We start from the raw sequence: 22,550 nt of genomic DNA, 5'->3' as shown, positions 1-22,550 counted from the left end.
TTTTCAGCTTATTCCGCGGCCCCTGCGGCCGCGGCAGTGCTTGCCTTCACGGCGCCCTTGGGACGTCGCGGGTGCAGCAGCCCGATCAATGGCTTTTCGACGATCAGATAAAGCACTGCCGAGAGCGCCAGCGTGATGGCCAGGATCGTTGCCGGCTGCAAGACGGCCGGGAGGCCCGCCCTCAAGACGACACCCGTCGCCAGGACGCCGGCCACGACATGCCATAGATAGATCGAATAGGACGCATCGCCGAGAAAGCTGGGCAAGGCCGCGGGCTTGAACAGCCGCGCCCGCTCGGCAAACACCGCGCCAGCCACGATCAGCGTGGCCGGAAGCCCCCAGCGCAAGGCGCGAGCCATGTCGGCATCGAACAGCGGACTGGCCGCAAGGAGCAGAAATCCTAAGACAGCCATCGCCAGCGCCACTCCGAGCGGCAGCCTGGCGCCCTGGAGCCACAAGCGCCCCACGATGATGCCGGCCGCGAACTCGAGCACGACAGGATCGGTGAAGGCATGCGCATATCCCGCGGGCAAGACGAAATGCAGCGCGACGATGGCCACAAGGGCGCCCACGAGAACGCCGAACCGCCAGCGCTCCCCGAGGAACAGGACCAGGGTGAAAACGAGATAGAACATCATCTCATAGCAAAGCGTCCAACCCTGTATGACGATGGGATGCAGCGCCCCCTCCTGCAGGACAGGCAGGAAGAACAGCGAGCCGACGAAATTCGCCATACTGAAGAAATGGCCATAGAAGAATTGCGGCTTGATCAGGATGCCTGCCGCGGTCAGCAGCGTGACGATCCAGTAGAGAGGCACGATGCGGGTGATCCGGCGACCCATGAAACGCCAAGGATCGGCCGGCCTGCCGGCCGTCGTCACCCACATGATGAAACCGCTGATGACGAAGAAAACGTCGACGCCGGCTGCTCCGACATGGAACGGACCGCCGAACTGTTCGCTGACATGGAAGCAGACCACCGCGCAGGCGGCGAGGCCCCGCAGATATTGAATACTGTGGATGCTCGTCACGATGCTCTGGTCCAGATCGCGCTATGCTGCAGTGCATACAGTCGATATCGCATCGCACAATAACAAAGCAGCCGAGCGCTGCTGTCAACCCGCGGATAGCTTCTATCCGGATGGAAGCCGGAATGCCCGCCGGTCCAATTCGTTTGTATGCAAATGTTTCCGGATTCGCGCTATCCGGAAACCGAAACGCTGTTTTCGCGAAATCGATCCGATACATGCGTGAGCGATTTAACCGACATCGAACGGCGGCTGCGGACAATCTCGGCCGCCGCTGCTCTTCAAGGGAGATGAAAATGTCGATGTACGACAACCTCAGCCGTTTCGGGGTGACCATCAGGCTGGCTCACGCCAGGAACAAGGCGATCCGTGCGCTGAACAGCCTGCCTGCGCATGTCCAGAAGGATATCGGCTGGCCGGCTTCGCCGCCGAGCGACCCGCAGGCAGCCCTTCATGCGCTGCTTCTGGGCACACCGCGCTGATGACCTTCGCCGACAAATGCAGGCTGCTCGGCAAGCGCCGTGGCCGCGACGCGGCCTCGGCGAACGTCGACAACAAATTGCGCGCGGCGCTGCTGTCGAAGCGGCGCTAGAGCAATTCCAGGAAACGTGCGCAGCGGTTAGGCTCGGCAATTCGCCGTAGCCTTCCGCCCGAAATCGCGCAAACAAAGAACTGGCACCATCGGATCACGCCGATGTGCCAGCGTGAATCCTTGACATTTTTAACTGAGGTACAATCTTCGCAGAGCGGGGGGAATTCTCTTAGTCGGCTCTGCCGAAGTGCGTGTATCTGCATGCCCAGTTTGAAAAGCCATCTCGTTTCGTTCGTTCTCAGGCACAGCCGCAAGAAGGCGTTTTCCAGTCCCGAGAACCTGCAGCGCTGGATCGCCTACGCCCGCAAGACAGAGGATTATCATCCGCCGGCCTTGCTCAGGGCACGGCTGGACATCGCCGAGACCGAGATCGACGGCTTTCCCGTCTATGAGATCGCGCCGAAGGCGGGCGAAAGCCGGCGCATCCTCTACATGCATGGCGGCGCCTATGTCTTTCAGATCACCTCCTACCATTGGGGGCTGATCGCCGAAATGGCCGAGCGTCTCGGCTTCGGCATCACCGTGCCGGTCTACCCCATCGCGCCGGAGCACGATTTCCATGACATGTTCGGCATGGTCGGCGACGTCTACCGGCGCATGCTCGAAGAGACTGAGGCGCAAGACATCGTCTTCATGGGCGATTCCGCCGGCGGCAACATGGCCGTCGTGCTGACCATGATAGCCGCCGAGGAGGGCCTGCCGGCACCGTCGCGCCATGTGCTGATCTCGCCCGGCCTCGACGTTTCGCTTGCAAATCCGGAAGTCTTCGAAGCCGAGCGGCAGGATCCGTGGCTGGGTATTGCGGGTGGACTGGAAGCGGTGCGGCTCTACAGCGCCGGTTTCGATCGCACCGACTGGCACATCAGCCCGCTTTACGGCGACCTGTCGGTGCTGCCTAAGACGCTGCTGCTGACCGGTTCACGCGACATGCTGACACCAGACAATCTCATCTTCGCCGAACGCGCCCGCGCTGCCGGCGTCGAGGTCGACCTGGTCTACGAGGAAGGCATGTTCCACGTCTGGCCGCTGATCGAGATGCCCGAGGCGCGCCGCGCGCGCGACAGCATCGTTGCATTCCTCGATAATGTTCCAGCAGCGCGCCAGGCTCGTGCGCGACGCAGGACGAAAGCCGCTTTCCCGGGGCGCCCGGCGCCGGCGGCCGAATAGCTCAGAACTTGCCGGTTTCCCGGAACAGTTCGAACGTCGCGCGGATATGGTCGGCGACGGCCTTCACCGGCGCGCTTGCGTCGGGCGCCACCACCATGGCGAGATTGTAGGTGCCGATCTCGGGCATGCCGTCCTTGGCGCCCAGCGAGACCATCTCGTCGCCGAGGAAGGACTTCGGCAGCGGCGCCACTGCAAGGTCGGCCATGATGGCGGCGCGCTGGCCGGCCGTGTGGGCGCTCATATAGGCGATGCGGTAGTTGCGGCCCTCGCGGCCAAGCGCTTCCAACGCCCCTGCCCGCCATGCGCAGCCTTCTTCCCACAGCGACACCGGCAGCGGCTCGCGCAGATGCGCGCAGCCGCCCTTGGCGCCTGCCCACACGATCGGTTCGGTCAAAAGCACCTCGGCGCCGATCGCGCTGGTCTTGTAGGAATTGGTGAGCAGCGTGATGTCGAGCGCGCGGTCGTCCATGCGGCGGCGCAGATTGATGCTCTGGTCGATGGTGACGTCGACGGCGATCGAGGGATGCGACTGGGCAAAACGCTTCAGCACGTGCGGCAGCACGCGCTCGCCATAGTCGTCCGGGGAACCGAGCCGCACCACGCCGACGATGTCGGGGATGATGAATTTCGACACCACCTCGCGGTTGATCGACAACAGCCGGCGCGCATAGCCGAGCAGCATCTCGCCATCGGTGGTCAGCGTCACCGAACGCGCGTCGCGCGCGAAGACGGAACGGCCGAGGATGTCCTCCAGCTTCTTGATCTGCATGGAGACGGCCGATGGCGTGCGGAACACCGCATTGGCGGCGGTGGTGAAGCTGCCGGTCTCGGCGATCGCCACGAAAGTGCGCAGCACATCGAGGTCAAGCAGCGGCAAGGGATGATTGAGCGGGGCGTTCATGGCAGGCTGCCTTCAATTTTTCTGATGCAATCCATCATTCCATTTCGTTTGATTGAACATCACTCCAGGCGCATAGTCAACTCGATCGATGCAGGATGCTGCCAAAAGCAGCCATGAAACGACCCTGACACAGTCCTGCAATCGACGTGAAATGAAGCTGAAACAGACCTGGCTTAACGCAGTGACGGGCGCCTCCCTGCCCGCATAGAGGAGAAAGAAATGTCTATCCTGTCATCCATCGGTCGGCTTGCGACCGAATTCAGCGCGGCCCGTGCCCGCTACCAGACCGAACGCGCCATCCATGCGCTGCCGATCGAACTGCAGAAGGATATCGGCTGGCCGGAAGCCGCCGATGCCAAGACCGGCTTGCGCTTCGGCGTCGGAAGTTGGGCCGGAGCGAAGTAATCAAGTGTGTATGGAGTTCTGAAGGCCTGCCGCGTCAGCTCGGCAGGCCTTTTGCTTGTTTTTAGCGCCTTTGTTTGCACTCAAACGACTTTTCCAGCCATGCGATCACAGCATGACGCATATGAACCACCCGCATAGCGGGTTAACAAGCCGATCAAACCCTTATAAATAATAGGAAATCTTGGGCAGCTTGCCCAAAAATGTCGCAAATGATGTCGCTTTTCATATCAAGCGGTTCGTTTTTGCGATTTAGTTTCTGCTGAAGTGAGCCTATATCCACGCCAGCAAACGAGCTGCCCCACTCCATCAAGCGAAGGCGACCCGTCTGAGCAACCCAATGGAGATGACAATGAAGCTTTTTGCCCGCCTGTTTGCCCGCCGCGAAATGAACCTGACCACCGCTTTGGAGCGTCAGCGCCTCGCCAAGACCATGCCCGGCCAGACCGGCGCCGTGGCTGCTGCCCGTCTCGGCTTCATTGCCTGAGACAATCCGGCATACCGAATTCGACGCCGCCCGGCTCCGCCGAGGCGGCGTTTTCATTTGGTCATTTGCCGCTGTCGTCGGTGTCCTCACGCCCTTCGGTTGCATGAATTGCCCATTTGCGACCCGTGTCGCAAATTTAATCTTCACTTAGCCGCCTACCCGATTGACAGGAATGGTTTTTCCTGTTGTCGCTATGCTGTTCGCGACATCCTGTTCGCGTCATGGCTGCGTGAGGTTTCCCCGTGAATGCCGTAAAGCATCCGATCAAGAGATCGTTTGTATTCTTCCTCATTCCCGATTTCACCATGATCGCCTTCGCGACGGCGCTCGATCCGCTGCGCTCGGCCAACCGGATGCTCGGCTACGAAGCCTATCGGTGGCGGCTGGCCAGCATAGACGGCAAGCCGGTGCGCGCCTCGAACGGCGTCGAATGCGCGGTCAACACCTCGCTCGAGGAAGAGCGCAAGAAGATGGCCGGGCCGGATCGGCCGAACATGGCGATCGTCTGCAGCGGCATCAATGTCGAGCGCTACCAGAACAAGTCGGCCTTCGCCTGGCTGCGCGAGGAGTATAATCGCGGCGTCGCCGTCGGCGGCCTCTGCACCGGCGCGCATATCCTGGCCGCCGCCGGCCTGTTGTCCAACAAGCGCTGCGCCATCCATTGGGAGAACCTGCCGGGCTTTTCCGAGGCATTCCCGAAGGCCAACGTCTTTGCCGACCTCTTCGAGGTCGACCAGAACGTCTACACCTGCGCCGGCGGCACCGCCGCGCTCGACATGATGTTGAAGCTGATCGGCGACGATTTCGACGAGAGCCTCGTCAACCGCGTCTGCGAGCAGGTGCTGACCGACCGCGTGCGCAGCCCGACCGACCGCCAGCGCCTGCCGCTGCGCGCCCGCCTCGGCGTCCAGAACTCCAAGGTGCTGACCATCATCGAGCTGATGGAGGCCAACCTTTCCGAGCCGCTGTCGCTGATCGAGATCGCTGACCATGTCGATCTTTCCCGGCGGCAGATCGAGCGCCTGTTCCGCACCGAGATGGGCCGCTCCCCTGCCCGCTACTATCTGGAGATCCGGCTCGACCGCGCCCGGCACCTGCTGATCCAGTCGTCGATGCCGGTAGTCGAAGTGGCGGTCGCCTGCGGCTTTGTCTCCGCCTCGCATTTCTCCAAATGCTACCGCGAGCTCTACGCCCGTTCGCCCCAGCAGGAGCGTGTCGACCGCAAGCAACTCTTGGCTGCTTGATCCGAAGGTTCCGGATCAAGTCCCGACCGACTGCCCTTGCGCCGTCCGCATCGCCTCGACGCGGATGTCTTCGGTGAGTTGCGCCTTGAGCTCCGAGAATTCCGGACTGGTCTTCAGCGTGTAATGGCGCGGATGCGGCAGGTCGACCGGCACGTCCGACTTGATGCGGCCGGGCCGGGCACTCATCACGATCACCCGCGACGCCATGAAGATCGCCTCCTCGATGTCATGGGTGACGAACAGCACCGTCTTCTTGCGCCGCTCCCAGATGCCGAGCAGCAATTCCTGCATCAGACCGCGCGTCTGGTTGTCCAGCGCGCCGAACGGCTCGTCAAGCAGCAGGATTTCGGGATCGTTGGCCAGCGCCCGCGCGATCGCCGTGCGCTGCTGCATGCCGCCCGACAGCTGTTTCGGCCAATGGTTCTCGAAACCCTTCAGCCCGACGAGATCGACATAGGAAGCGACGATCTCGTTGCGTTCGCGCTCGGGCCTGCCTTGCTCGCGCAGGCCGAAGCCGATGTTCTCGGCGACCGTCAGCCAGGGAAACAGCGTATAGGACTGGAACACCATGCCGCGGTCCGGTCCCGGCCTTGTGACCGCCTTGCCGTCGAGCAGCACACGGCCGGTGCTCGGCGCCTCCAGCCCGGCGACGATCCTGAGCAGGGTAGATTTCCCACAACCGGACGGCCCCAGGATGGTGATGAAATCATTGGCCGCGACCGCGAGGTCGACCGGCTGCAGCGCCCGCACCGGCTCTCCGCCCCCGACCCCGGCAAAGGTCCGCGAAACGCCCTCGATGAGAAGCTTGCTCACGCCAGACTCCATGGATAGAGCCAGCGGTTGAGCGCCTTGAAGGCGAAGTCGGACAAAAGCCCGATCAGCCCGATGACAATGATGCCGAAGATGATCTGCCCCGTCGCCAGCCGCGACTGGCTGTTGATGATCATGTAGCCGATGCCCGAAGACGAGCCGATCAGCTCGGCGACGATCACATAGGTCCAGGCCCAGCCGAGCACCAGCCGCAGCGTCTCGGCGATTTCCGGTGCATTGGCCGGCATGATGACGCGCCTGACGATGCCATTGTCCGTCGCGCCCAGCGTATAAGCGGCCTCGACCAGATCCCGCCTCGTGCCGCCGACCTTGACCGCGATGATCAGAATGATCTGGAACACCGAGCCGACGAAGATAACCAGAAGCTTCTCCAGTTCGCCGATGCCGGCCCACAGAATGAGCAGCGGGATGAAGGCGGACGCCGGCAGGTAGCGGGCGAAGGAGACGAACGGTTCGAGGAAGGCTTCGACCGGTTTCCAGGCGCCCATGGCGATGCCAATCGGCACCGCGACGATAGAGGCCAGCACAAAGCCGCCGAAGACGCGCCAGATGGTGATCAGGATGTCGAGCCAGAAACGATCCTCGGTGAGCAGCCGCCAGCCATCCTTCAGCATCGACAGCGGATCGGCGAGGAAGATCCGGTTCACATGGCCGCCGAGCGTGATCCATGCCCAGAAGGCCACGAACAGCACGAAGAAGGCGATGCCGAGCACGGTACGCGTGCCCGGCGCAACGGGGTGCAAGGGACGCAGCATCAGGCCCTGTCCTTGAAGAGGAAGAACGGCGGCTTGTCGCCGCCGTCGATCGAAAAATGCGCGATCAGTTGGCGACCGCGCTGGTGTCGGCAAGCGTCGTCACATCTGGCGCTTCCTTGATCAACCCCATCTGCAGCAGGAGCTCTGCCGCGGTCTTGGAAAAATCCTGGAAATCCTTGGTGAAGAACTGCTTGTTCTCCGCCTTGTCGGCCCATTTCAGGTACTTGCCCGAATCCTCGAACTCCTTGGCCGACTGCTTCACGTCGGCGCCCATGATCTCATAGGATTTCTGCGGGTCCTTCTTGATCATGTCGAGCGCGTCGAAATAGCTGTCGGCGAGCGCCTTGGCTGCGTCGGGATTGGTCTTGAGGAAGTCCGGTGTGCAGCCGACCGTATCCATCACCATCGGGTAGTCGAGCGTGGTGGCCAGGATATGGCCCTGGTCGGCCTTGTCGCGCACGGCGGAGATGAAGGGCTCGTAAGTGACCGCGGCATCGTTCTGGCCGGCGAGAAAGGCCTGCGCCGCCGCATCCGGCTCCAGATTGACCACCGTCACGTCCTTGGTCGACATGCCGTTCTTGTTGAGCACCCAGGCGAGCAGGAAGTAAGGCGACGTGCCGGGCGCGGAGGAAGCGACGTTCTTGCCCTTGAGATCGGCGACGGTCTTGATGTCGTTGCGCACGACGATGCCGTCGGCGCCATAGGATTTGTCGAGCTGGAAGATCTGCTTGGTGGTGACGCCGCTGGCGTTCCACACCATCCAGGTCTCGACCGTGGTCGCCGCGCATTGCAGGTCGCCGCTGGCGATGGCCAGCGGGCGACTCGCCTGCGGCACTTTCTTGAGCGTGACGTCGAGCCCGTGCTTTTCGAAGAGCCCCGCCTGCTTGGCCAAAGTCAGCGGCGCGAAGCCGGTCCAGCCGCTGATGCCGATGGTGAGCGACGTAGCGGCCATGGCCGGCGCGCTGAGCACCGCGACCGCCGTCAGCGCCGCCGCGAAGATGGAGGTTCTGTTCATTGTGGTTCCCCTTTTTTGTGGTGAGCGCAAATTGTCTCACAGACGCCAAAAGGCTTGTCAATGAAGCAGAAGCCGCACTCGACCTTGGTCCAAGCTGGAGCATGGTCCCGAAAAGTGGATTCGGTTTTCGGAAGAGATCATGCTCCAACGATCAGGATGACGATTCGTCATTCTGATCTAATGCCGGGCGGCGCGCCTGGAGCGGCTTCTCGATCCGTCACGGCATGCCCCAGCCACGATTGCGCCACATCTTCTCGCCCGCCATGCAGTCGGCGGCCGGCGCGTCGTCGGCGAGCACGACCGGCGGATGCGCGGCCTCTTCCGCCGCCCATCGCGGCGAGGCGGGACCGGCAAGCTCGAGCACCAGCTTGCGGCGGATCGCTTCGGGGAACTGCGTCCAGTCATTGACCGGGATCATGAAGGCGCCCGGTCCGCCGATGACGCAGTCGCTGTAATAGCGGTCGAGATTTTCCACATCGAAGGCGCCGCTGAACCCGCCGCGCGTCATCAGCGGCAAGCCGTTGATGGTGATGCCTTGCTTGACCACCGCGTCGCGCGTGAGGTCGACCGGCGCGCCCTGGTTGTTGGGTCCATCGCCCGAGACGTCGATGACGCGCTTCGTGCCTTCAAAACCACTCTCGGCGAACAGGTCGCTGCCGAAGCTCAGCGCGCCGGAGATCGAGGTCCGCCGGGCGCTGTCCGGCGGCCGCGCATTGAGTTGCGCCACCACCTTCTCGGCATCGGCGCGGTTGGCGATCACCGTCCACGGCACGATCACGCGCTGCCAGGTGGTACCCGCCCATTCCACATAGGTGACGGCGATCTTGCCATAGGCGCCGTCGGCGATGGCCTTCAGCACATTGTCATGGGTCAGCGCCGCCGCGTAGCCGTGGCGCTGGATCTCCAGCTCGGCCGGCGACATCGAAAGCGAAACATCGACCGCCAGCACCAATTCGACATCGACCGGTTCTGCGGGAGAAGCTGGCGGCGTCAGCCAGAGCGCCAGCGCCAGCGCGGCACTGCCTGAAAAGATATGCCTTGCGCGGGCATAAGCAGACATGGAGCAAGGTTAGGCGAAAATCGCCGCGCGCAAAAGCCGGGAATCCCGGGCATCGGATTCTGCCGGCGGCGGAACCTTCCTAAAAATATCGCGCGAGGTTCGAACGGATACGCTCCAGCACCGTATCGCCGGAAAGGTCGGGCGCGAATTTCGCGCCGGTGATCGCCTCGTAGGCCTGGATATAGACCGCCGAGGCCTGGTTGACGATCTCGTCCGGAATGTTGGGGATCGTATCCTTGTAGGGATCGCAGCGCGCCGACACCCATGACCGGATGAAATCCTTGTCGAAACTCTGCGGCCGCCCGCCTTCTTCGAACGCCTCGTCGTAGCTCGCCGCAATCCAGTAGCGGCTGCTGTCGGGCGTGTGGATTTCGTCCGCAAGCACGATCGCGCCGTCCGGCGCCGTGCCGAACTCATATTTGGTGTCGGCCAGGATCAGGCCGCGTTCGGCTGCGCGCTGCTGGCCGCGAGCGAACAGCTGAAGCGCATAGCGCGATACGGTGTCCCACTGCGCCTGCGTGAGCAGCCGCTCTGCGATGATCTCGGCTTCCGATAACGGCTCGTCATGGCCGCCATGGGCGGCCTTGCTGGTCGGCGTGATGATCGCTTCCGGCAATTTTTCGTTGTCGCGCAGCCAGTCCGGAAAACTGTGGCCGTAGAAACTCCGCTCGCCCTTTCTGTACTTGGTCAGGATCGAGGTGCTGGTGGTTCCCGCCAGATAGCCGCGCACCACGATCTCGACCGGCAGCATGTCGAGCCGGGTGCCGACGACGACGTTGGGATCGGGATACTCCAGCACATGGTTGGGACAGATGTCGGCGGTTTCCTCGAACCAGTAGCGCGCCGTCTGGGTGAGCACTTCTCCCTTGAACGGGATCGAGGCCAGGATCGTGTCGAATGCGCTCAGACGATCGGTGGCGATGATGATGCGGCGCCCGTCCGGCAGATCGTAGTTTTCGCGCACCTTGCCATTGTAGCGGTTGGGCAGCTCGGGAATGAAGGCGTCGGACAGGATGCGCATGGGCGTGTTGCTTTCGCGGGCTTCTGATGCGGCCACATAAGCCGCTGGCCCCCTGCACATCAAGCCGGATGCTGCGGAGCGGGCTTCTTATTGCCGGCAGCGCGAAACGCTCTCCAGTTCGGCCTGAAAGACGGCGGAATCCAGATCAGGATACCGGCTGTGGCCGCGGGCACAATGACGGCAAAACGCAGGATCGAAAGCACGATGCCGCAGAAACCGACGATCCGCGTGGCGGTCTCCGCGCCGAAGCGTGGCGCAAGCAGATGCCTGGCGATCGCTCCGCCATCGAGTGGATAGGCCGGAAGGAGGTTGAGAATAGCCAGAACCACGTTCACCAGGGCGCCAAGCCAAAGCGTCCACTCAAGAAGCGTGTCCGGTCTCGGCGGCGGCCAACTGAAAAGACCGTCTGGCTCGGCCGGCAACAAGGGCCGGGCAAAAAGGTAATAGGCAGTTGCCAAACCCGCAGCCATGACGATGTTCACCAGCGGCCCGGCGAAGGAGATCCACGCCCAGCCGTAAGGCGAAGCCGCGCCGGGCTTGAACCAGGCAATTCCACCGAAGAGGTATAGATCTATCCGTTGGGTGCCGATGCCTTGTCGCCGCGCTGCCCAGACATGGGCGAGTTCATGCAGAAACACCGACAGGAACAAAAGCCCGGCAAACATGACCGTATGAGTCAGCGCGCTGCTGGGATGCCTCGACCATTCATGCAGGAACGGCAAGGCGGCGGGAATGGCAAAGGTCCAGCTGACACGAACGGGAATGTTCCCCTTCATCGTGAAGACGAATGCGTCGTTCTTCCTGTCCCAGCCGAACCGTTGCAAGCTTGCCTACTCCGTCCGGCGCAACGCTATGCGAGAATCCCGGCATACAAAAGAGAAAAGCCCGGTCGAAGCCGGGCTTTCGCATTCGTGCTTCAACGTCCACGATCTCAACTGCGCGGCTTGAGGTTCTCCGGGTCGTAGAGCGGTTTGTAGCCGACGCCGGCGACCTCGACCGGATAGGTCTCACCGAAATACTCGACCTGCAGCTTGCGGCCCTCCTGGGCGAAAGCCCAGGGCAGGTAAGCGAGTGCGATGTTCTTGCCGATCGTCGGGCCGTAGGCGACCGACGTGGTGAAGGAGCGGCGGCCGAGTTCGTCGACCAGTGTCTCGCCGGTCGTTGGATCCTGCACCGGCATGATGCCGACCGGATAGCGCGCAACGCCCTTGGCGTCCTTGTTCTCGGTCATCACCAGCGTGCACAGCATCGCCGGCTGGTGCTCGCGGGCGCGATACTCCAGGTGCTTGGCCTTGCCGCAGAAGTCGTTCTCCTTGACCTTCGGGCGGGCAAGGTCGGCCTCGAGCAGATTGTACTCGGTGAGCAGATCGGCGTTCTGCAGCCGCAGGCTCTTTTCCATACGGCGCGTGTTGGCGTAGGTCTCGACGCCGAAAGGCATGACGCCGGTCGAGCGCAGCGCGTCCCAGACGGCGAGACCATCTTCGTAGCGCATATGCAGTTCCCAGCCCTGCTCGCCGACATAGGAGATGCGGAAGGCGGTGACGTCCTTGCCGCCGATCCTGATCGGCTTGATCGCCGCGAACGGGAAATTCTCGAGCGAGAGGCCGTCCGGATTCTCGACCACCTTCTGCAGGGTCGCCCGTGCGTTCGGCCCCCAGATGCCGATGGTGACGTATTTTTCCGTCACATCGGTGACGGTGGCGTCGAAGCCTTTGTCCTGCGCGGTGCGCTGCATGTAGCGGAAGTCGCGCGGACCGGCATCGGCGCCGTCGATCACCCGGCAGCGGTCCGCCATGCGGATGACCGTGAAGTCCGCGCGCACCATGCCTTCCTCGTCGAGGAAGTGCGTGTAGATGCCCTTGCCGATATTGTTGTCGCCGCCGATCTTGGCCGCGCACAGCCATTCCAGCAGCGCGACATGGTCGGGACCTTCGACGTCGTACATCGAGAAATGCGAGAGGTTGACGATGCCGCAATCCTCGCTCATCGCCAGATGCTCGGCGTTGGAGACACGCCAGAAATGGCGATTGTCCCATTCGTTTTCGCGCACCGGCACGCGGTTGCCATACTTCTCCAGCAGATGCTCGTTGGCGGCGTAGCCATGCGCGCGCTCCCAGCCGCCCAGTTCCATGAAATAGCCGCCGAGCTCCTTCTCGCGCTCCCAGAACGGCGAGCGGCGGATGTTGCGGCCCTTGGAGAAGGGTTCGCGCGGATGCACCGCCGGATTGTAGACCTTCATCGCCGTCTCGGTGCAGCGATCCCAGATGAACTGTTCCTGCGTCTGGTGCGGATAGAAGCGCGAATAGTCGATCGCATGATGGTCGACCTCGGTCCTGCCGTCGGTCATCCAGTCGGCGATCAGCTTGCCCATGCCCGGGCCGTCCTTGACCCAGATGGCGACTGCGTACCACAGGCCCCTCACCTTCTGGCTTTCGCCCATCGACGGGCCGCCATCGGTGGTCACCTGCAGCAACCCGTTGAAGGAATGGCCCTCATTGTAACCGAGCTCGCCAAGAATCGGCGTCAGTTCCATGGCGCGCTCCAGCGGCGCCATGATCTGCTCCATGTCGAGGTCGCGCTGCGACGGCGACAGCCGCGCCTGGTCCTTTTCGAGAAGGTCGCGCGGATGGCACAGACGCGGATTGGTTTCCTCGTAATAGCCCCACTCGATCTGGCCGCCCTCGGCGGTCTTCGGATCGCCGGTGTCGCGCATATAGGCCGAGTTGCCCTGGTCGCGCAGCAGCGGCCAGCCGATCTCCTTGCCGGTTCCGGCGAACTCGTTGTAGGGGCCGAAGAAGGTGAGCGGATGGTCGATCGGCATCACCGGCAGGTCCTCGCCGACCAGCGCGGCGGTGAGCCGGCCCCAGATGCCGGTGCAGACCACAACATAATCGGCCTCGATCGTGCCGCGCTCGGTCACCACGCCCTTGATGCGGCCGTTCTCGACGATCAGCGACTTCGCCGAAGTGTTCGCGAAAGCCTGAAGCTTGCCGGAAGCGACGCCCTGATCGACAAGCTTGCCGGCGACCGTCTGAGAGCGCGGGATGACGAGACCGGCATCCGGGTCCCACAGGCCGCCTTGCACCAGATGCTCCTCGATCAGCGGGAATTTTTCCTTGATCTCGGCCGGCTCGATCAGCCGCGCGCGGGTGCCGAAGGATTTGGCCGAGGCGATCTTGCGCTTGATCTCGTCCATGCGGGCATCGTCGCCGACGCGCGCTACTTCGAGGCCGCCGACGCGCGCGTAATGGCCCATCTTCTCGTAGAAATCGATGGAGTAGAGCGTCGTCCAGCACGAGAGGAAATCGTGGCTGGTCGTGTAGCAGAAGTCCGAGGCGTGCGCCGTCGAGCCGATATCGGTCGGGATGCCCGACTTGTCGATGCCGACGATGTCGTCCCAGCCGCGCTCGATCAGGTGATGTGCGACCGATGCGCCGACGATACCGCCCAAGCCGACGATGACGACCTTCGCCTTTTTCGGAAACTCTGCCATTGCCCGCGACTCCAAAGGTATAGACGGGCGCGTTTGCGCACCCTTCGAATGGCGCACAATATGCAGAGGACGCGGATTGAGCTACCGCCTGTTTGCGACACGTCGCAGGTGCGGCGCGACCCTGCGCGCCGGCGGGCCGTCAACGGCTATCTTCGTTCAGGCGAAGGCCCAGATGTCCTCGGCCTGGAAGCCGACCTGGTAGCCGGCGGTCTTCAGCTTGACCACGACCTGGCCGATCTCGGCGGCCGGCAGCGCGCCGACCTCGACCTTGACCATGCCGGGACGGTAGCGTTTGAGGTCGAGCTGCTCGAACACCATCCAGTCGGCGCCTTCGCAGTCGACCAGGAAGGCGTCGATGTGATCGATGCCGTTGCGGTCGAGCAGCGTCTGCAACGTCTCCGACGGCACCTCGATGTCCTTCAGATGCGGCGCGAACTTGTTGAAGTTGGCATCCGCCTCGCCCCAGGCGTTCTTGCCCGACATCAGATTGGTGTCGGTGACCGACGAACAGCCGATGAACTCGATCGGCAGCGTGCCGGCCTCGAGCGCGGCGGCATCGAAAGTGTGCACGGTGATCGTGCCCTTGGTCCTCGTCACCGCAACCGACTCGATGACGAAGCGTTCGGCATCCGGGTAATTGGCGCGCAGCCGCTTCTGGTTATACGGGATCGGTTCCACCAGCATGGCGCGGGCGCCGCGAATGCGGTGCAGCCACGGCGTCACGTCGTCGAACAGCGCGCCGTCGCAGGCGCCGACATTGACCATCTGGAACGGCCGGCCGCCGAAGCGGGCCTGCAACGCCGCCTTGGCGAGAAATTTCGTGCCGTGGAGCGAGGGGCTGCGGTCGAGAAGTCCGGCGGGCAGGCCGAGCGACAGGAAGATGCGCGCCAGGTTGGAAAGCGAGCTCATGACTTGTCTCCGGAAATGACCTGCGGCGCGGCGCGTCGGCCGCTTTGGCTTGCCGATGCCCACAGCGCCATGAGCGGCGCGACAAGCAGGAGGAAGGGCGGCAGAAGGTTGGGGAAATAGATGCGGGTGTCGTGGATCGGGAAGACGGCGAACTTCGCCAGCACGCCAAGCACCAGCGCCGCCAGCAGGATGCCGGCGCGGCGGTCGAGCCGGAAGCCGGCACGCTCGAGCCCGAACCAGCCAGCCAGCGCCAGCACCGAAACGCCGACCCAGTTGTTGACGCTGACGGCGCGCACCACCGATGCCGCGAAGGCCTTCAGATAAGCGGCCACCGAGAGTGGCGGCTCGAACCCGTCCATATTGTAGTGCTGCTCGATGCTGGAAAACCAAAGATGCGGCCACCAGCCCGGATGCTGCGCCCAGTGCGAGATGGCGAAATAGGCGGCGAAGGAGGCGGCAAAGCCGGCCAACGCGCCCCACGCCCTCTCGCGGAAAGCGACGAGCAGCACCGCGAAAATGGCGAGGAAGACGATGTTGTCGGGCCTGGCCATGAATGCCAGGAAAAGCAGGACCGCCGTCGCCGCCTCGCGCTTGCGCACATAGGCGAAGAGCCCGCCGAGGAACAGTGCCGAGCAAAACAGGTCCGGCGTCGAAGCGCGTGCCGCGTCGCCGAAATCGGCCATGATCAGGATCGCGCCGACCACGGGCGCCAGCGCCAGCGCGCCTTGCGCGCGCAGCCAGGCGAGCGTGACGGCGCCGAACAGCAGCACAGAGAACACCTGAACCAGCCGCATCGCCTCGACCGGCGACACGACATGGCTGAGACTGGACAGGATCTCGGCATAGAGGAATTTAATGCGGTACATGCCGAGCAGCGAATGGAAGTCTGCGGCGTTCTCCGTCATATGGCTGCGGAAGCCGCCGCCATCGTCGGTCAGCGTCTTGTAGTCGCCGACCGATACGCCGGCCTTGACCGTCTCATAGGCATAGTCGTGCAGCGCCTGCGGATCGGGATAGGCGCCCTCCTCGGCGATCGCCAGATAAGGCAGCATGTCCCAGTTGGCGTCGGGCATGAACCAGGCGGTCGCGGCGGTCAGCAGTATATAGAGCGAGAAGGCGATCGCGCCGATCGATGCCGCCCATTTCGCGTAAGCCCCCTCGCCCCACGCCAGGCCGGCGCCGGTTAGCCATTCCAGCGGATTGGTCGGTGCGGACGGCTTGGTCAGCATGCTCAGCGGCCTCTATTTGCCGACCTGGCTTTTCACGAAATCCTTCACGATCGCCACGATGCCGCGCGACAACAGGCTGTCGAAAGCATCGACGAAGCGGTCGACATGCTCGGGCTGGCAGATCAGCGGCGGCTCGAGCCGGATGACGTTGCGGTTGTATTCGGTGAAGGCGACGAGCACGTCGTAGTCGCGCAACAAAAGCGAGCCGACGAAGCCCGACAGCGAGCCCTTCAGCTTGTCGTCGAGCACACTGACGACCGGGCGCAGCACCATCGGCAGGGTCTGCGAGAAATCGTGGAACTCGAGCCCGATCATGAAACCCTTGCCGCGCACATCCTTGATGATCTTGGGGTATTTCTCCTTGAGCGCCCGCAACCGCTGCAGAAGATACTCGCCCGTCGAGGCGGCGTTGTCGATCAGGCCCTCGTCATAGAGCACGTTGATGCCTTCGATCGCGGTGACGCAGGCCTCGCCCATGCCGCCGAACGTCGCCATGGCATGGATCATCGCCGTCTTCGGCGTGCCATAGGCCTTCATGTAGACGTCGCGCTTGGCGATCATGGCGCCGACCGCGGCCTTGCCGGCGCCCAGCGATTTCGCCAGCGCCGTCACGTCCGGCACCACGCCATAATGCTCGAAGGCATAGAAGCGGCCCGAGCGGCCATAGCCGCACTGCACCTCGTCGGCGACCCACAGCACGCCATGCTGGTCGCAAAGCGCACGCAGCTTCCGCCAATATTGCGCCGGCGCCTGGATGATGCCGCCACCGCCCTGGATGGTTTCGAGCACGATGATGCCGATCTCGGGATCGCTCTTGAACAGGCGCTCGACGGCGTCGATGTCGGCGAAGGGAACGCGCACGACATTGTCCGCCACCTTGAAGTCGGCGCGGTAGAGCTGGCCGTCGGTGATCGCCAGCACGCCCTTGGTCTTGCCGTGGAAGGAATTCTCGGCATAGACCACCTTCGGCCGCTTCGGGCCGGCGGCGCGCTCGGCGAGCTTCACCGCCGCCTCCATCGCTTCCGAGCCGGAGGAGCCAAGGAACACCATGTCGAGCTCGCCCGGCGAGCACTTGGCGATGTTGTGCGCCAGCGCCCCCGCATATTGCGACATGAAGGCGATGGCTATTTCCTGGCGCTTCTCCTCCTGGAACTTTTTCCGCGCTTCCAGAATGCGCGGATGGTTGTGGCCGAAGGCGAGCGAGCCGAAGCCGCCGAAGAAGTCGAGGATCTTGCGGCCGTTCTGGTCGATGTAGAACATGCCCTCGGCGCGCTCGATCTTGATCTTGTGGAAGCCGAGCAGCTTCATGAAATGCAGCTGTCCGGGATTGAGATGCGCCTTGAACAGGTCGGTGATGCGGGCGACATCCAGCGCCTTGGCCTGCTCGACGCTGATCAGGTCGGGCTTGGCGATGGTCGCTGGTGATAGCGCCGGCGCATCGACCAGCGTGCGCGTTCCGGTATGTTCCGGCTTGGCCATGACGGTCATCTGAAAAATCTCCCCTTCGTCGCCTTATTCGGCGGGAACGTGTCTGGTGGCGACGGCGTGGCCGTCCTTCTTGGCGCGATATTCGCCATAGGCGGCGATCAGCATGTCCTCGTCGCGATATTGCGGCACCCAGCCGAGCTGGCGCTCGGCCTTGGACACGTCGAGCACGCATTCCTCGTCGGCGATCAGATACTGTTCCGGATCCATGATCGGCATGTTCAATAGGTCGAGCAGGTCGAGCGTGCGCTTGACCGCCCAGCCCGGCGTCGGCAACAGGATCGACCTCGAGCCGGCATGGCGGATCAGGTCGCCGAGCAGTTTTTTGACTGGTGGCGGACTGAGCGAGCCGAGATTGTAGGCCTCGTTCGGCACGCCGGCCTCCCAGGCCGCGCGGGCGGCTTCCGCGCAGTCGAACACCGAGATGAACTGGTAAGGATTCCTGCCCGAGCCGATCATTGGCACAGGCAGGTTCCAGTCGATCAGCTTGAACAGCTTTTCCAGGATGCCGAGGCGTCCAGGGCCGATGATCAGGCGTGGCCTGAACAGCGAGATCGACATGCCGCGCTTGCGCCATTCGGCGGCGAGTTCCTCGGTCTTCAGCTTCGACAGCCCGTACTCGCCGAGCGGCGAGACCGGATGGTCCTCGGTCATCGGCAGTACCACCGTGTGGCCGTAGATCATGTCGGTCGTGTAGTGGACGAGCTTCGAGGCGCCGGCCTTGTCCATCGCCTGCATGATGTGCTCGGTGCCGTGGAAATTCACCGGGAAGAAGAAATCATGCCGCTTGGCGCGCACCTGGATCGGCGACAGCATCTTGGCCGACAGATTGTAGACCATGTCGTCGGCCTTGAGCCCAACCGCCGCGACCGAGGCCGGATCGGTGACGTCGCATGTGATGAAGCGCACCGAGCGATAGTGCGGCAGGTCGCTCTTGACGATGTCGGCGACGACGACGGTCTCCCCGTCCGCGACAAGCTTGGGGGCAAGGTGACGGCCGACGAAGCCGTCGCCGCCGAAAATCACATGTCTCATCGAACGATCTCGCTTGCTTGGGTTCTGTCAGGCGCGATGGAAGCTGTCTGGCCCTCATGGCCGCGGCCACTTTGCGCGATCAGGATCGTGCCGACGCAAATGCAGGCGATGCCGGCGATGCGCCAGCCGTTGAGGTCCTCGCGGAAGACGAAATAGGCAAAGATCGCCACAGCGACATAAGCGAGGCTGAGGAACGGATAGGCGAAGCTGAGCTCGACCTTGGACAGCACATAAAGATGCGATGCCATCGAGATGACGAAGGTGCAGAGGCCCAGGAACACCCAGGGGCTGAACACGATCTGCAGGAGCTTGACGAGCGGATTGGCGCCTTCGAAGGAGATCGGGCCCATCGACATCATGCCCTGCTTCAGCATCAGCTGCGCCGCGGCATTGGTCATGACCGTGAAGAGAATGAAGATTATGTATTTCATTGTTGCCACCCCGCCCCTTGGGCGGTCCTATTACAAACCTGCAAATATTTCGTGAAGCCACGATAGTGTTTTGAACAAACCATGGCGTAACGATTCGTTTACCATGTTTTATTCGACTTTTATCTATTCTGCGGCTTCAGCTCTCCCTTGTCCGATCTCCAATCTCTTGGCGGTACGCGCCCAGAAGCTTGATGTGAAAGCCGGATCGCGAAGTGCCTCCAGGCGTTGCCATTGCGGAAACGACGCGGCGAACGTCTCTGGACCCATCCGGGCGTCCTTGTAAGGGTTCACCGCCCCACCCGCCTCGACGGCGACGCGGTCGAGTTCGGCAAGCAGTCGCAACGTCCTTTCGCCCCGGTTGGGGAAATCGAGCGTCAGCGTGTAGCCCGGCCGCGCGAACGACAGCAGCGCCGGCGAGCGGACATCGCCAAAGCGCTTGAGCACGGTCAGGAACGATCCCTCGCTCGCCCGCCGTGCCGCCTCGAGCAACGCCGGGACGATGCGGCGCGCATTGGCCTCCGGCACCACGCTCTGGTGCTGGAAAAGCCCGCGCGGCCCGTAGAGCCGGTTCCAGTCGCGGATGCCGTCGAGCGGAAAGAAGAAACCCTGATAGCCCGCCTGGCGCGGAGCCGCGGACCTGCCCTTTTTCCAGCGGTAGGCCGCGTTGAAGACGGTGAGGAAAGGCCGGTTGAGGACATTGAAGGGCGGCTGCACCGGCACGGAAAGCCGGCTGCCGGCACGCGCGGCGGCGTGCGAGCCATGCTCGGCATGATTGCCGGTGAACAGGAGCCCGCGCCCGCGCCTTTTGCCCCCGGCAAGCTGATCGATCCAGGCGACGGCATATTCGTTGGCCTGGTCGGCAGCCTCGGCAAGATCGAAGAATTCGCCGAGATCGCGAAACCGCGTCGCCTTTTCCGTGATGTCGAGCGAGGGCACCCGCATCAGCTTGATCGATGCCGAAAGGATAAGCCCGGTCAGCCCCATGCCGCCGATCGTTGCCGCGAACAGACGGACATTGTCGGTTTGCGAACAGCGATAGGTTCGGCCGTCGGACCGAAGCAGTGTCAGGGCCTCGACGTGGCAGCCGAAGCTGCCGCGTCGATGGTGGTTCTTGCCGTGGACGTCATTGGCGATCGCGCCGCCCAGCGTGACGAACTGCGTGCCTGGAACCACGGCCGGAAAGAAGCCGTAGGGCGCGACGTGCACGATGATGTCGCAAAGCAGCGTACCGGCATCCGCTTCGAGCACGCCGGTCTCGGCGTTGAAGGAACGGATGCGGTTGAGCGGCCGCATGTCGACCACCATGCCGGCATCGTTTTGGCAACTGTCGCCATAAGAGCGGCCATTGCCGTAACCGAGCAGCGATCCGGCTTTCGCCTCGCCACGCTTCAGCAAGGCGATCGCCTCGTCCGTCGGGATCGCCTCGCGCGCCGGCGCCGTCGCCAGTCCGAAGCTGCCGAAGCGCTCGTTCCTCATCACCAGCCTCCGGCGACGAGGAAGACCGCGCCGATGGCGACGACGATCTGGCTGCGCCAGTCGCGGATGATGAAGACGACCGGATCGTCATGCATCTCGTCGCGCCGGGCGAGGATCCAGACGCGCATCGTGAGGTAGAGCACGATCGGCGCCAGCGGCCATATCAGCCAGGGATGCGGATAGAGCTCGCGCACCGCCGGGCTGTCCATATAGAGCGCCAGGACCAGCGCCGAGGAAAAGGCAGAGGCCATGCCGGCCTGGGCGACGATTTCCTGGTCCTCGGTGCGATAGCCGCGGCCGGCGATGCGCTCGCCGGGCGGGATGGCCGTGGTGCGCAATTCGACGAAACGCTTCACCAGCGCCAGCGACAGGAAGAAGAAGATCGAGAAGGCAAGCAGCCAGAAGGAGACGTCGACGCCGGTGGCGGCCGCGCCCGCCAGCACGCGGATCGTGTAGAGGCCCGCAAGCGTCAGCACGTCGACCAGAAGCATGCGCTTGAACGACAGCGAGTAGGCGGTGGTGACCGCCATATAGCCGGCAAGCACGCCAAGGAATTCGATCGGCAGGAACAATCCGACGGCGATGCCGATCGCGAGCAGCGCGACGATCGCGCCGAGACCGAACGGAATGGACAATGCACCGCTGGCGAAGGGCCGGTTGCGCTTTGTCGGATGCTTGCGGTCGAGCGCCAGGTCGAAGAAATCGTTGAGGATATAGATGGCGGACGCCACGGCGCTGAAGGAGACGAACGCCAGCAGGCACTGCCAGATCATGTTTGGGTTGAAATATTCGTGCGACAGCACCATCGGCACGGCGATCAGCGAGTTCTTCAGCCACTGATGCATGCGGAGCATCTTGACGTAGGTCCTCAGCGTCGGCTTCGGCGCCGGCATGGCCTCGGCGCTATGCGCGGCCTGCCAGCGCCGGGCGCTGCGGTCGGGCGCCACCACGAGCGCGTTGCGCGCGGCGTCGAACACTTTGAGGTCGTGACGGCTGTTGCCGGCATAGTCGAAGCCCGCGTCGCCATAGGCGGCGACAAGTGCCGCGCATTTCCTGCCTGACGTCATGTTGTGCGGGCCATCGGTCGCCAGCACCTGATCAAAGATGCCGAGATGCGCCGCGATCGCCTCCGCGAACTTGTGCGGCGTTCCCGTCGCCAGCACGATCACGCGGCCCTCCCGGTGCTCGGCGCGCAACCGGTCGAGCAGGTCCTGGCGGTAGGGCAGCGAGGCCGGATCGATGTCGACGCGCCTGGCGATCTCCTGCTTCAGCCGTGCGGAACCGCCGGTCAGCCAGAGCGGCACAAGAAAGAGATGGAGCGGGTTCTTCTTGAGCAGGATGAACAGCCCTTCCCACAGAAGGTCCGTCGCAATCAGCGTGCCGTCGAGATCGACCGCAAGCGGGATTGCGTTCCTGTCCGACCTCGCGTCCATTGTCCTGCCCCGATCGACCGCAAGATCCCGGAAAGGGACCACGCGCCAACTCAACCCACGCCGCGTGCCGGCGTCCTCGGGTCGGATATAGCGGGTGATGACGCAGCGAACGTTAAAACGCCCGGTTGCAGCGCATAGTCATACCGGTTTTCGGGCGTCATCGTTAAGCGACGGCTACCGAAAACGATAAAAGGCCGGACATCGGTCCGGCCTTTGCCAAATCTTGCTGCGGCAATCCGTGGCAGATTACTTGATGCGGGCCGCACCGCCCGAAATTTCGACCGTTTCCGAGCCGGTCAGGGCTTCGAGGTCGCCATTGGGCAGGGTGACGAAGCAGCCGTTCGAGCAGAATTCCACCGTCTCGCCGGCGGCAAGCGTCAGCTCGCTCTTGGCGCCGCCTTCGGTCACGACCAGGGTCCGCGTCTGAGCGTCCCTGTTGATCGCGCTGGCGGCGAAAGCCGAACCGCCCAGAGCCAGCAAAGCGATGGCGGCAACGACAGACTTCCACATTGCATTTCCGGTGTTTTGCACACCGCCTCTGTTCAAATTTGCAAGG

The 22,550-nt window shown here is 63.2% G+C and carries 23 protein-coding genes; 6 read left to right on the top strand and 17 right to left on the bottom strand.

From position 1 onward, the window contains the following. Positions 1-8 precede the first annotated feature (8 nt). Positions 9-1,031, bottom strand: a complete 1,023-nt coding sequence (locus FJ424_RS17565; protein ID WP_246677275.1) for an acyltransferase — start codon at positions 1,029-1,031, stop codon at positions 9-11. 293 nt (positions 1,032-1,324) lie between these two features. Here FJ424_RS17565 and FJ424_RS33635 point away from each other — a divergent pair, with 293 nt between their 5' ends. Next, a complete protein-coding gene (locus tag FJ424_RS33635) occupies positions 1,325-1,510 on the top strand; it encodes a hypothetical protein (protein ID WP_181166902.1) in 186 nt (61 codons plus the stop codon). A 311-nt stretch (positions 1,511-1,821) separates the two neighbouring features. After that, complete coding sequence (locus FJ424_RS17555) at positions 1,822-2,787, top strand: alpha/beta hydrolase (protein ID WP_140653533.1); 966 nt, start codon at positions 1,822-1,824, stop codon at positions 2,785-2,787. A gap of 1 nt (position 2,788) precedes the next feature. On the opposite strand, the gene FJ424_RS17550 is transcribed toward FJ424_RS17555, so the two are convergent. Next, positions 2,789-3,688 (bottom strand): LysR substrate-binding domain-containing protein, encoded by a 900-nt coding sequence (locus FJ424_RS17550; RefSeq protein WP_040981895.1) that lies wholly within the window; start codon positions 3,686-3,688, stop codon positions 2,789-2,791. A gap of 219 nt (positions 3,689-3,907) precedes the next feature. Between FJ424_RS17550 and FJ424_RS17545 the strand changes: the two genes are divergently transcribed. The 3 genes from FJ424_RS17545 to FJ424_RS17535 all read left to right on the top strand — a co-directional run bounded on the left by FJ424_RS17545 (position 3,908) and on the right by FJ424_RS17535 (position 5,821). Continuing rightward, complete coding sequence (locus FJ424_RS17545; RefSeq protein WP_140646602.1) at positions 3,908-4,093, top strand: hypothetical protein; 186 nt, start codon at positions 3,908-3,910, stop codon at positions 4,091-4,093. Positions 4,094-4,442: 349 nt separating this feature from the next. Then, positions 4,443-4,577, top strand: coding sequence for a hypothetical protein (locus FJ424_RS34360; RefSeq protein WP_112099240.1), 135 nt, complete (start codon positions 4,443-4,445; stop codon positions 4,575-4,577). Positions 4,578-4,882: 305 nt separating this feature from the next. After that, entirely contained in the window at positions 4,883-5,821 is a 939-nt protein-coding gene (locus FJ424_RS17535) for a GlxA family transcriptional regulator (protein WP_348639758.1), read from the top strand. A 15-nt stretch (positions 5,822-5,836) separates the two neighbouring features. On the opposite strand, the gene FJ424_RS17530 is transcribed toward FJ424_RS17535, so the two are convergent. The 6 genes from FJ424_RS17530 to FJ424_RS17505 all read right to left on the bottom strand — a co-directional run bounded on the left by FJ424_RS17530 (position 5,837) and on the right by FJ424_RS17505 (position 11,153). Next, positions 5,837-6,634, bottom strand: a complete 798-nt coding sequence (locus FJ424_RS17530) for an ABC transporter ATP-binding protein (protein ID WP_140653535.1) — start codon at positions 6,632-6,634, stop codon at positions 5,837-5,839. Further along, positions 6,631-7,404, bottom strand: a complete 774-nt coding sequence (locus tag FJ424_RS17525; RefSeq protein ID WP_140653656.1) for an ABC transporter permease — start codon at positions 7,402-7,404, stop codon at positions 6,631-6,633. The genes FJ424_RS17530 and FJ424_RS17525 overlap by 4 nt, the downstream gene beginning before the upstream one ends. Before the next feature lie 67 nt (positions 7,405-7,471). Continuing rightward, positions 7,472-8,422, bottom strand: coding sequence for an ABC transporter substrate-binding protein (locus FJ424_RS17520; protein ID WP_140653537.1), 951 nt, complete (start codon positions 8,420-8,422; stop codon positions 7,472-7,474). 217 nt (positions 8,423-8,639) lie between these two features. After that, on the bottom strand, positions 8,640-9,482 hold the full coding sequence (locus FJ424_RS17515) for a DUF1194 domain-containing protein (protein ID WP_140653539.1): 843 nt from the start codon (positions 9,480-9,482) through the stop codon (positions 8,640-8,642). A 79-nt stretch (positions 9,483-9,561) separates the two neighbouring features. Continuing rightward, on the bottom strand, positions 9,562-10,503 hold the full coding sequence (locus FJ424_RS17510; RefSeq protein WP_140653541.1) for a phosphoribosylaminoimidazolesuccinocarboxamide synthase: 942 nt from the start codon (positions 10,501-10,503) through the stop codon (positions 9,562-9,564). 59 nt (positions 10,504-10,562) lie between these two features. Continuing rightward, complete coding sequence (locus FJ424_RS17505) at positions 10,563-11,153, bottom strand: site-2 protease family protein (protein WP_181182028.1); 591 nt, start codon at positions 11,151-11,153, stop codon at positions 10,563-10,565. 82 nt (positions 11,154-11,235) lie between these two features. Between FJ424_RS17505 and FJ424_RS33630 the strand changes: the two genes are divergently transcribed. Further along, positions 11,236-11,451, top strand: coding sequence for a hypothetical protein (locus tag FJ424_RS33630; protein WP_181182029.1), 216 nt, complete (start codon positions 11,236-11,238; stop codon positions 11,449-11,451). Here FJ424_RS33630 and FJ424_RS17500 read toward each other — a convergent pair. From FJ424_RS17500 to FJ424_RS17460, 9 genes are all read right to left on the bottom strand, one after another. Then, complete coding sequence (locus tag FJ424_RS17500; RefSeq protein ID WP_140653544.1) at positions 11,435-13,996, bottom strand: FAD-dependent oxidoreductase; 2,562 nt, start codon at positions 13,994-13,996, stop codon at positions 11,435-11,437. The two genes, FJ424_RS33630 and FJ424_RS17500, sit on opposite strands and share 17 nt — an antisense overlap. 156 nt (positions 13,997-14,152) lie before the next feature. Next, complete coding sequence (locus FJ424_RS17495; protein WP_140653546.1) at positions 14,153-14,905, bottom strand: FkbM family methyltransferase; 753 nt, start codon at positions 14,903-14,905, stop codon at positions 14,153-14,155. Beyond that, positions 14,902-16,134: a hypothetical protein gene (locus FJ424_RS17490; RefSeq protein ID WP_140653548.1), complete on the bottom strand. Its 1,233-nt coding sequence runs from the start codon at positions 16,132-16,134 to the stop codon at positions 14,902-14,904. The genes FJ424_RS17495 and FJ424_RS17490 overlap by 4 nt, the downstream gene beginning before the upstream one ends. 12 nt (positions 16,135-16,146) lie before the next feature. Continuing rightward, positions 16,147-17,613 carry an aspartate aminotransferase family protein gene (locus FJ424_RS17485; protein ID WP_181182031.1) on the bottom strand — a complete coding sequence of 489 codons (1,467 nt, stop codon included), beginning with the start codon at positions 17,611-17,613 and terminating at the stop codon, positions 16,147-16,149. Between the two features lie 33 nt (positions 17,614-17,646). After that, positions 17,647-18,654, bottom strand: coding sequence for an NAD(P)-dependent oxidoreductase (locus FJ424_RS17480; protein ID WP_140653552.1), 1,008 nt, complete (start codon positions 18,652-18,654; stop codon positions 17,647-17,649). Next, positions 18,651-19,085, bottom strand: coding sequence for an EamA family transporter (locus FJ424_RS17475; protein WP_140653553.1), 435 nt, complete (start codon positions 19,083-19,085; stop codon positions 18,651-18,653). The genes FJ424_RS17480 and FJ424_RS17475 overlap by 4 nt, the downstream gene beginning before the upstream one ends. 123 nt (positions 19,086-19,208) lie before the next feature. Beyond that, positions 19,209-20,561: an FAD-binding oxidoreductase gene (locus FJ424_RS17470; protein WP_140653555.1), complete on the bottom strand. Its 1,353-nt coding sequence runs from the start codon at positions 20,559-20,561 to the stop codon at positions 19,209-19,211. Next, complete coding sequence (locus FJ424_RS17465) at positions 20,561-21,994, bottom strand: UbiA family prenyltransferase (RefSeq protein ID WP_140653557.1); 1,434 nt, start codon at positions 21,992-21,994, stop codon at positions 20,561-20,563. Before FJ424_RS17465 ends, FJ424_RS17470 begins: the two co-directional genes overlap by 1 nt. A 246-nt stretch (positions 21,995-22,240) precedes the next feature. Next, a complete protein-coding gene (locus tag FJ424_RS17460; RefSeq protein WP_027167119.1) occupies positions 22,241-22,504 on the bottom strand; it encodes a hypothetical protein in 264 nt (87 codons plus the stop codon). Between the last annotated feature and the right edge of the window lie 46 nt (positions 22,505-22,550).

Source organism: Mesorhizobium sp. B3-1-8, from assembly GCF_006439495.1.
Taxonomy (GTDB): domain Bacteria; phylum Pseudomonadota; class Alphaproteobacteria; order Rhizobiales; family Rhizobiaceae; genus Mesorhizobium.
The sequence above is the reverse complement of the archived record's forward strand: the minus strand, read 5'-3'. Positions and strand labels throughout refer to the sequence as shown.

What these genes read in the sequence shown, in the direction of transcription:
- FJ424_RS33635 (WP_181166902.1), top strand. Translation starts at nt 1,325, where the DNA reads ATGTCGATGTACGACAACCTCAGCCGTTTCGGGGTGACCATCAGGCTG.
- FJ424_RS17555 (WP_140653533.1), top strand. Translation starts at nt 1,822, where the DNA reads ATGCCCAGTTTGAAAAGCCATCTCGTTTCGTTCGTTCTCAGGCACAGC.
- FJ424_RS17550 (WP_040981895.1), bottom strand. Translation starts at nt 3,688, where the DNA reads ATGAACGCCCCGCTCAATCATCCCTTGCCGCTGCTTGACCTCGATGTG.
- FJ424_RS17545 (WP_140646602.1), top strand. Translation starts at nt 3,908, where the DNA reads ATGTCTATCCTGTCATCCATCGGTCGGCTTGCGACCGAATTCAGCGCG.
- FJ424_RS34360 (WP_112099240.1), top strand. Translation starts at nt 4,443, where the DNA reads ATGAAGCTTTTTGCCCGCCTGTTTGCCCGCCGCGAAATGAACCTGACC.
- FJ424_RS17535 (WP_348639758.1), top strand. Translation starts at nt 4,883, where the DNA reads ATGATCGCCTTCGCGACGGCGCTCGATCCGCTGCGCTCGGCCAACCGG.
- FJ424_RS17520 (WP_140653537.1), bottom strand. Translation starts at nt 8,422, where the DNA reads ATGAACAGAACCTCCATCTTCGCGGCGGCGCTGACGGCGGTCGCGGTG.
- FJ424_RS17515 (WP_140653539.1), bottom strand. Translation starts at nt 9,482, where the DNA reads ATGTCTGCTTATGCCCGCGCAAGGCATATCTTTTCAGGCAGTGCCGCG.
- FJ424_RS17510 (WP_140653541.1), bottom strand. Translation starts at nt 10,503, where the DNA reads ATGCGCATCCTGTCCGACGCCTTCATTCCCGAGCTGCCCAACCGCTAC.
- FJ424_RS33630 (WP_181182029.1), top strand. Translation starts at nt 11,236, where the DNA reads ATGGCAAAGGTCCAGCTGACACGAACGGGAATGTTCCCCTTCATCGTG.
- FJ424_RS17500 (WP_140653544.1), bottom strand. Translation starts at nt 13,996, where the DNA reads ATGGCAGAGTTTCCGAAAAAGGCGAAGGTCGTCATCGTCGGCTTGGGC.
- FJ424_RS17495 (WP_140653546.1), bottom strand. Translation starts at nt 14,905, where the DNA reads ATGAGCTCGCTTTCCAACCTGGCGCGCATCTTCCTGTCGCTCGGCCTG.
- FJ424_RS17490 (WP_140653548.1), bottom strand. Translation starts at nt 16,134, where the DNA reads ATGCTGACCAAGCCGTCCGCACCGACCAATCCGCTGGAATGGCTAACC.
- FJ424_RS17485 (WP_181182031.1), bottom strand. Translation starts at nt 17,613, where the DNA reads ATGGCCAAGCCGGAACATACCGGAACGCGCACGCTGGTCGATGCGCCG.
- FJ424_RS17480 (WP_140653552.1), bottom strand. Translation starts at nt 18,654, where the DNA reads ATGAGACATGTGATTTTCGGCGGCGACGGCTTCGTCGGCCGTCACCTT.
- FJ424_RS17475 (WP_140653553.1), bottom strand. Translation starts at nt 19,085, where the DNA reads ATGAAATACATAATCTTCATTCTCTTCACGGTCATGACCAATGCCGCG.
- FJ424_RS17470 (WP_140653555.1), bottom strand. Translation starts at nt 20,561, where the DNA reads ATGAGGAACGAGCGCTTCGGCAGCTTCGGACTGGCGACGGCGCCGGCG.
- FJ424_RS17465 (WP_140653557.1), bottom strand. Translation starts at nt 21,994, where the DNA reads ATGGACGCGAGGTCGGACAGGAACGCAATCCCGCTTGCGGTCGATCTC.
- FJ424_RS17460 (WP_027167119.1), bottom strand. Translation starts at nt 22,504, where the DNA reads ATGTGGAAGTCTGTCGTTGCCGCCATCGCTTTGCTGGCTCTGGGCGGT.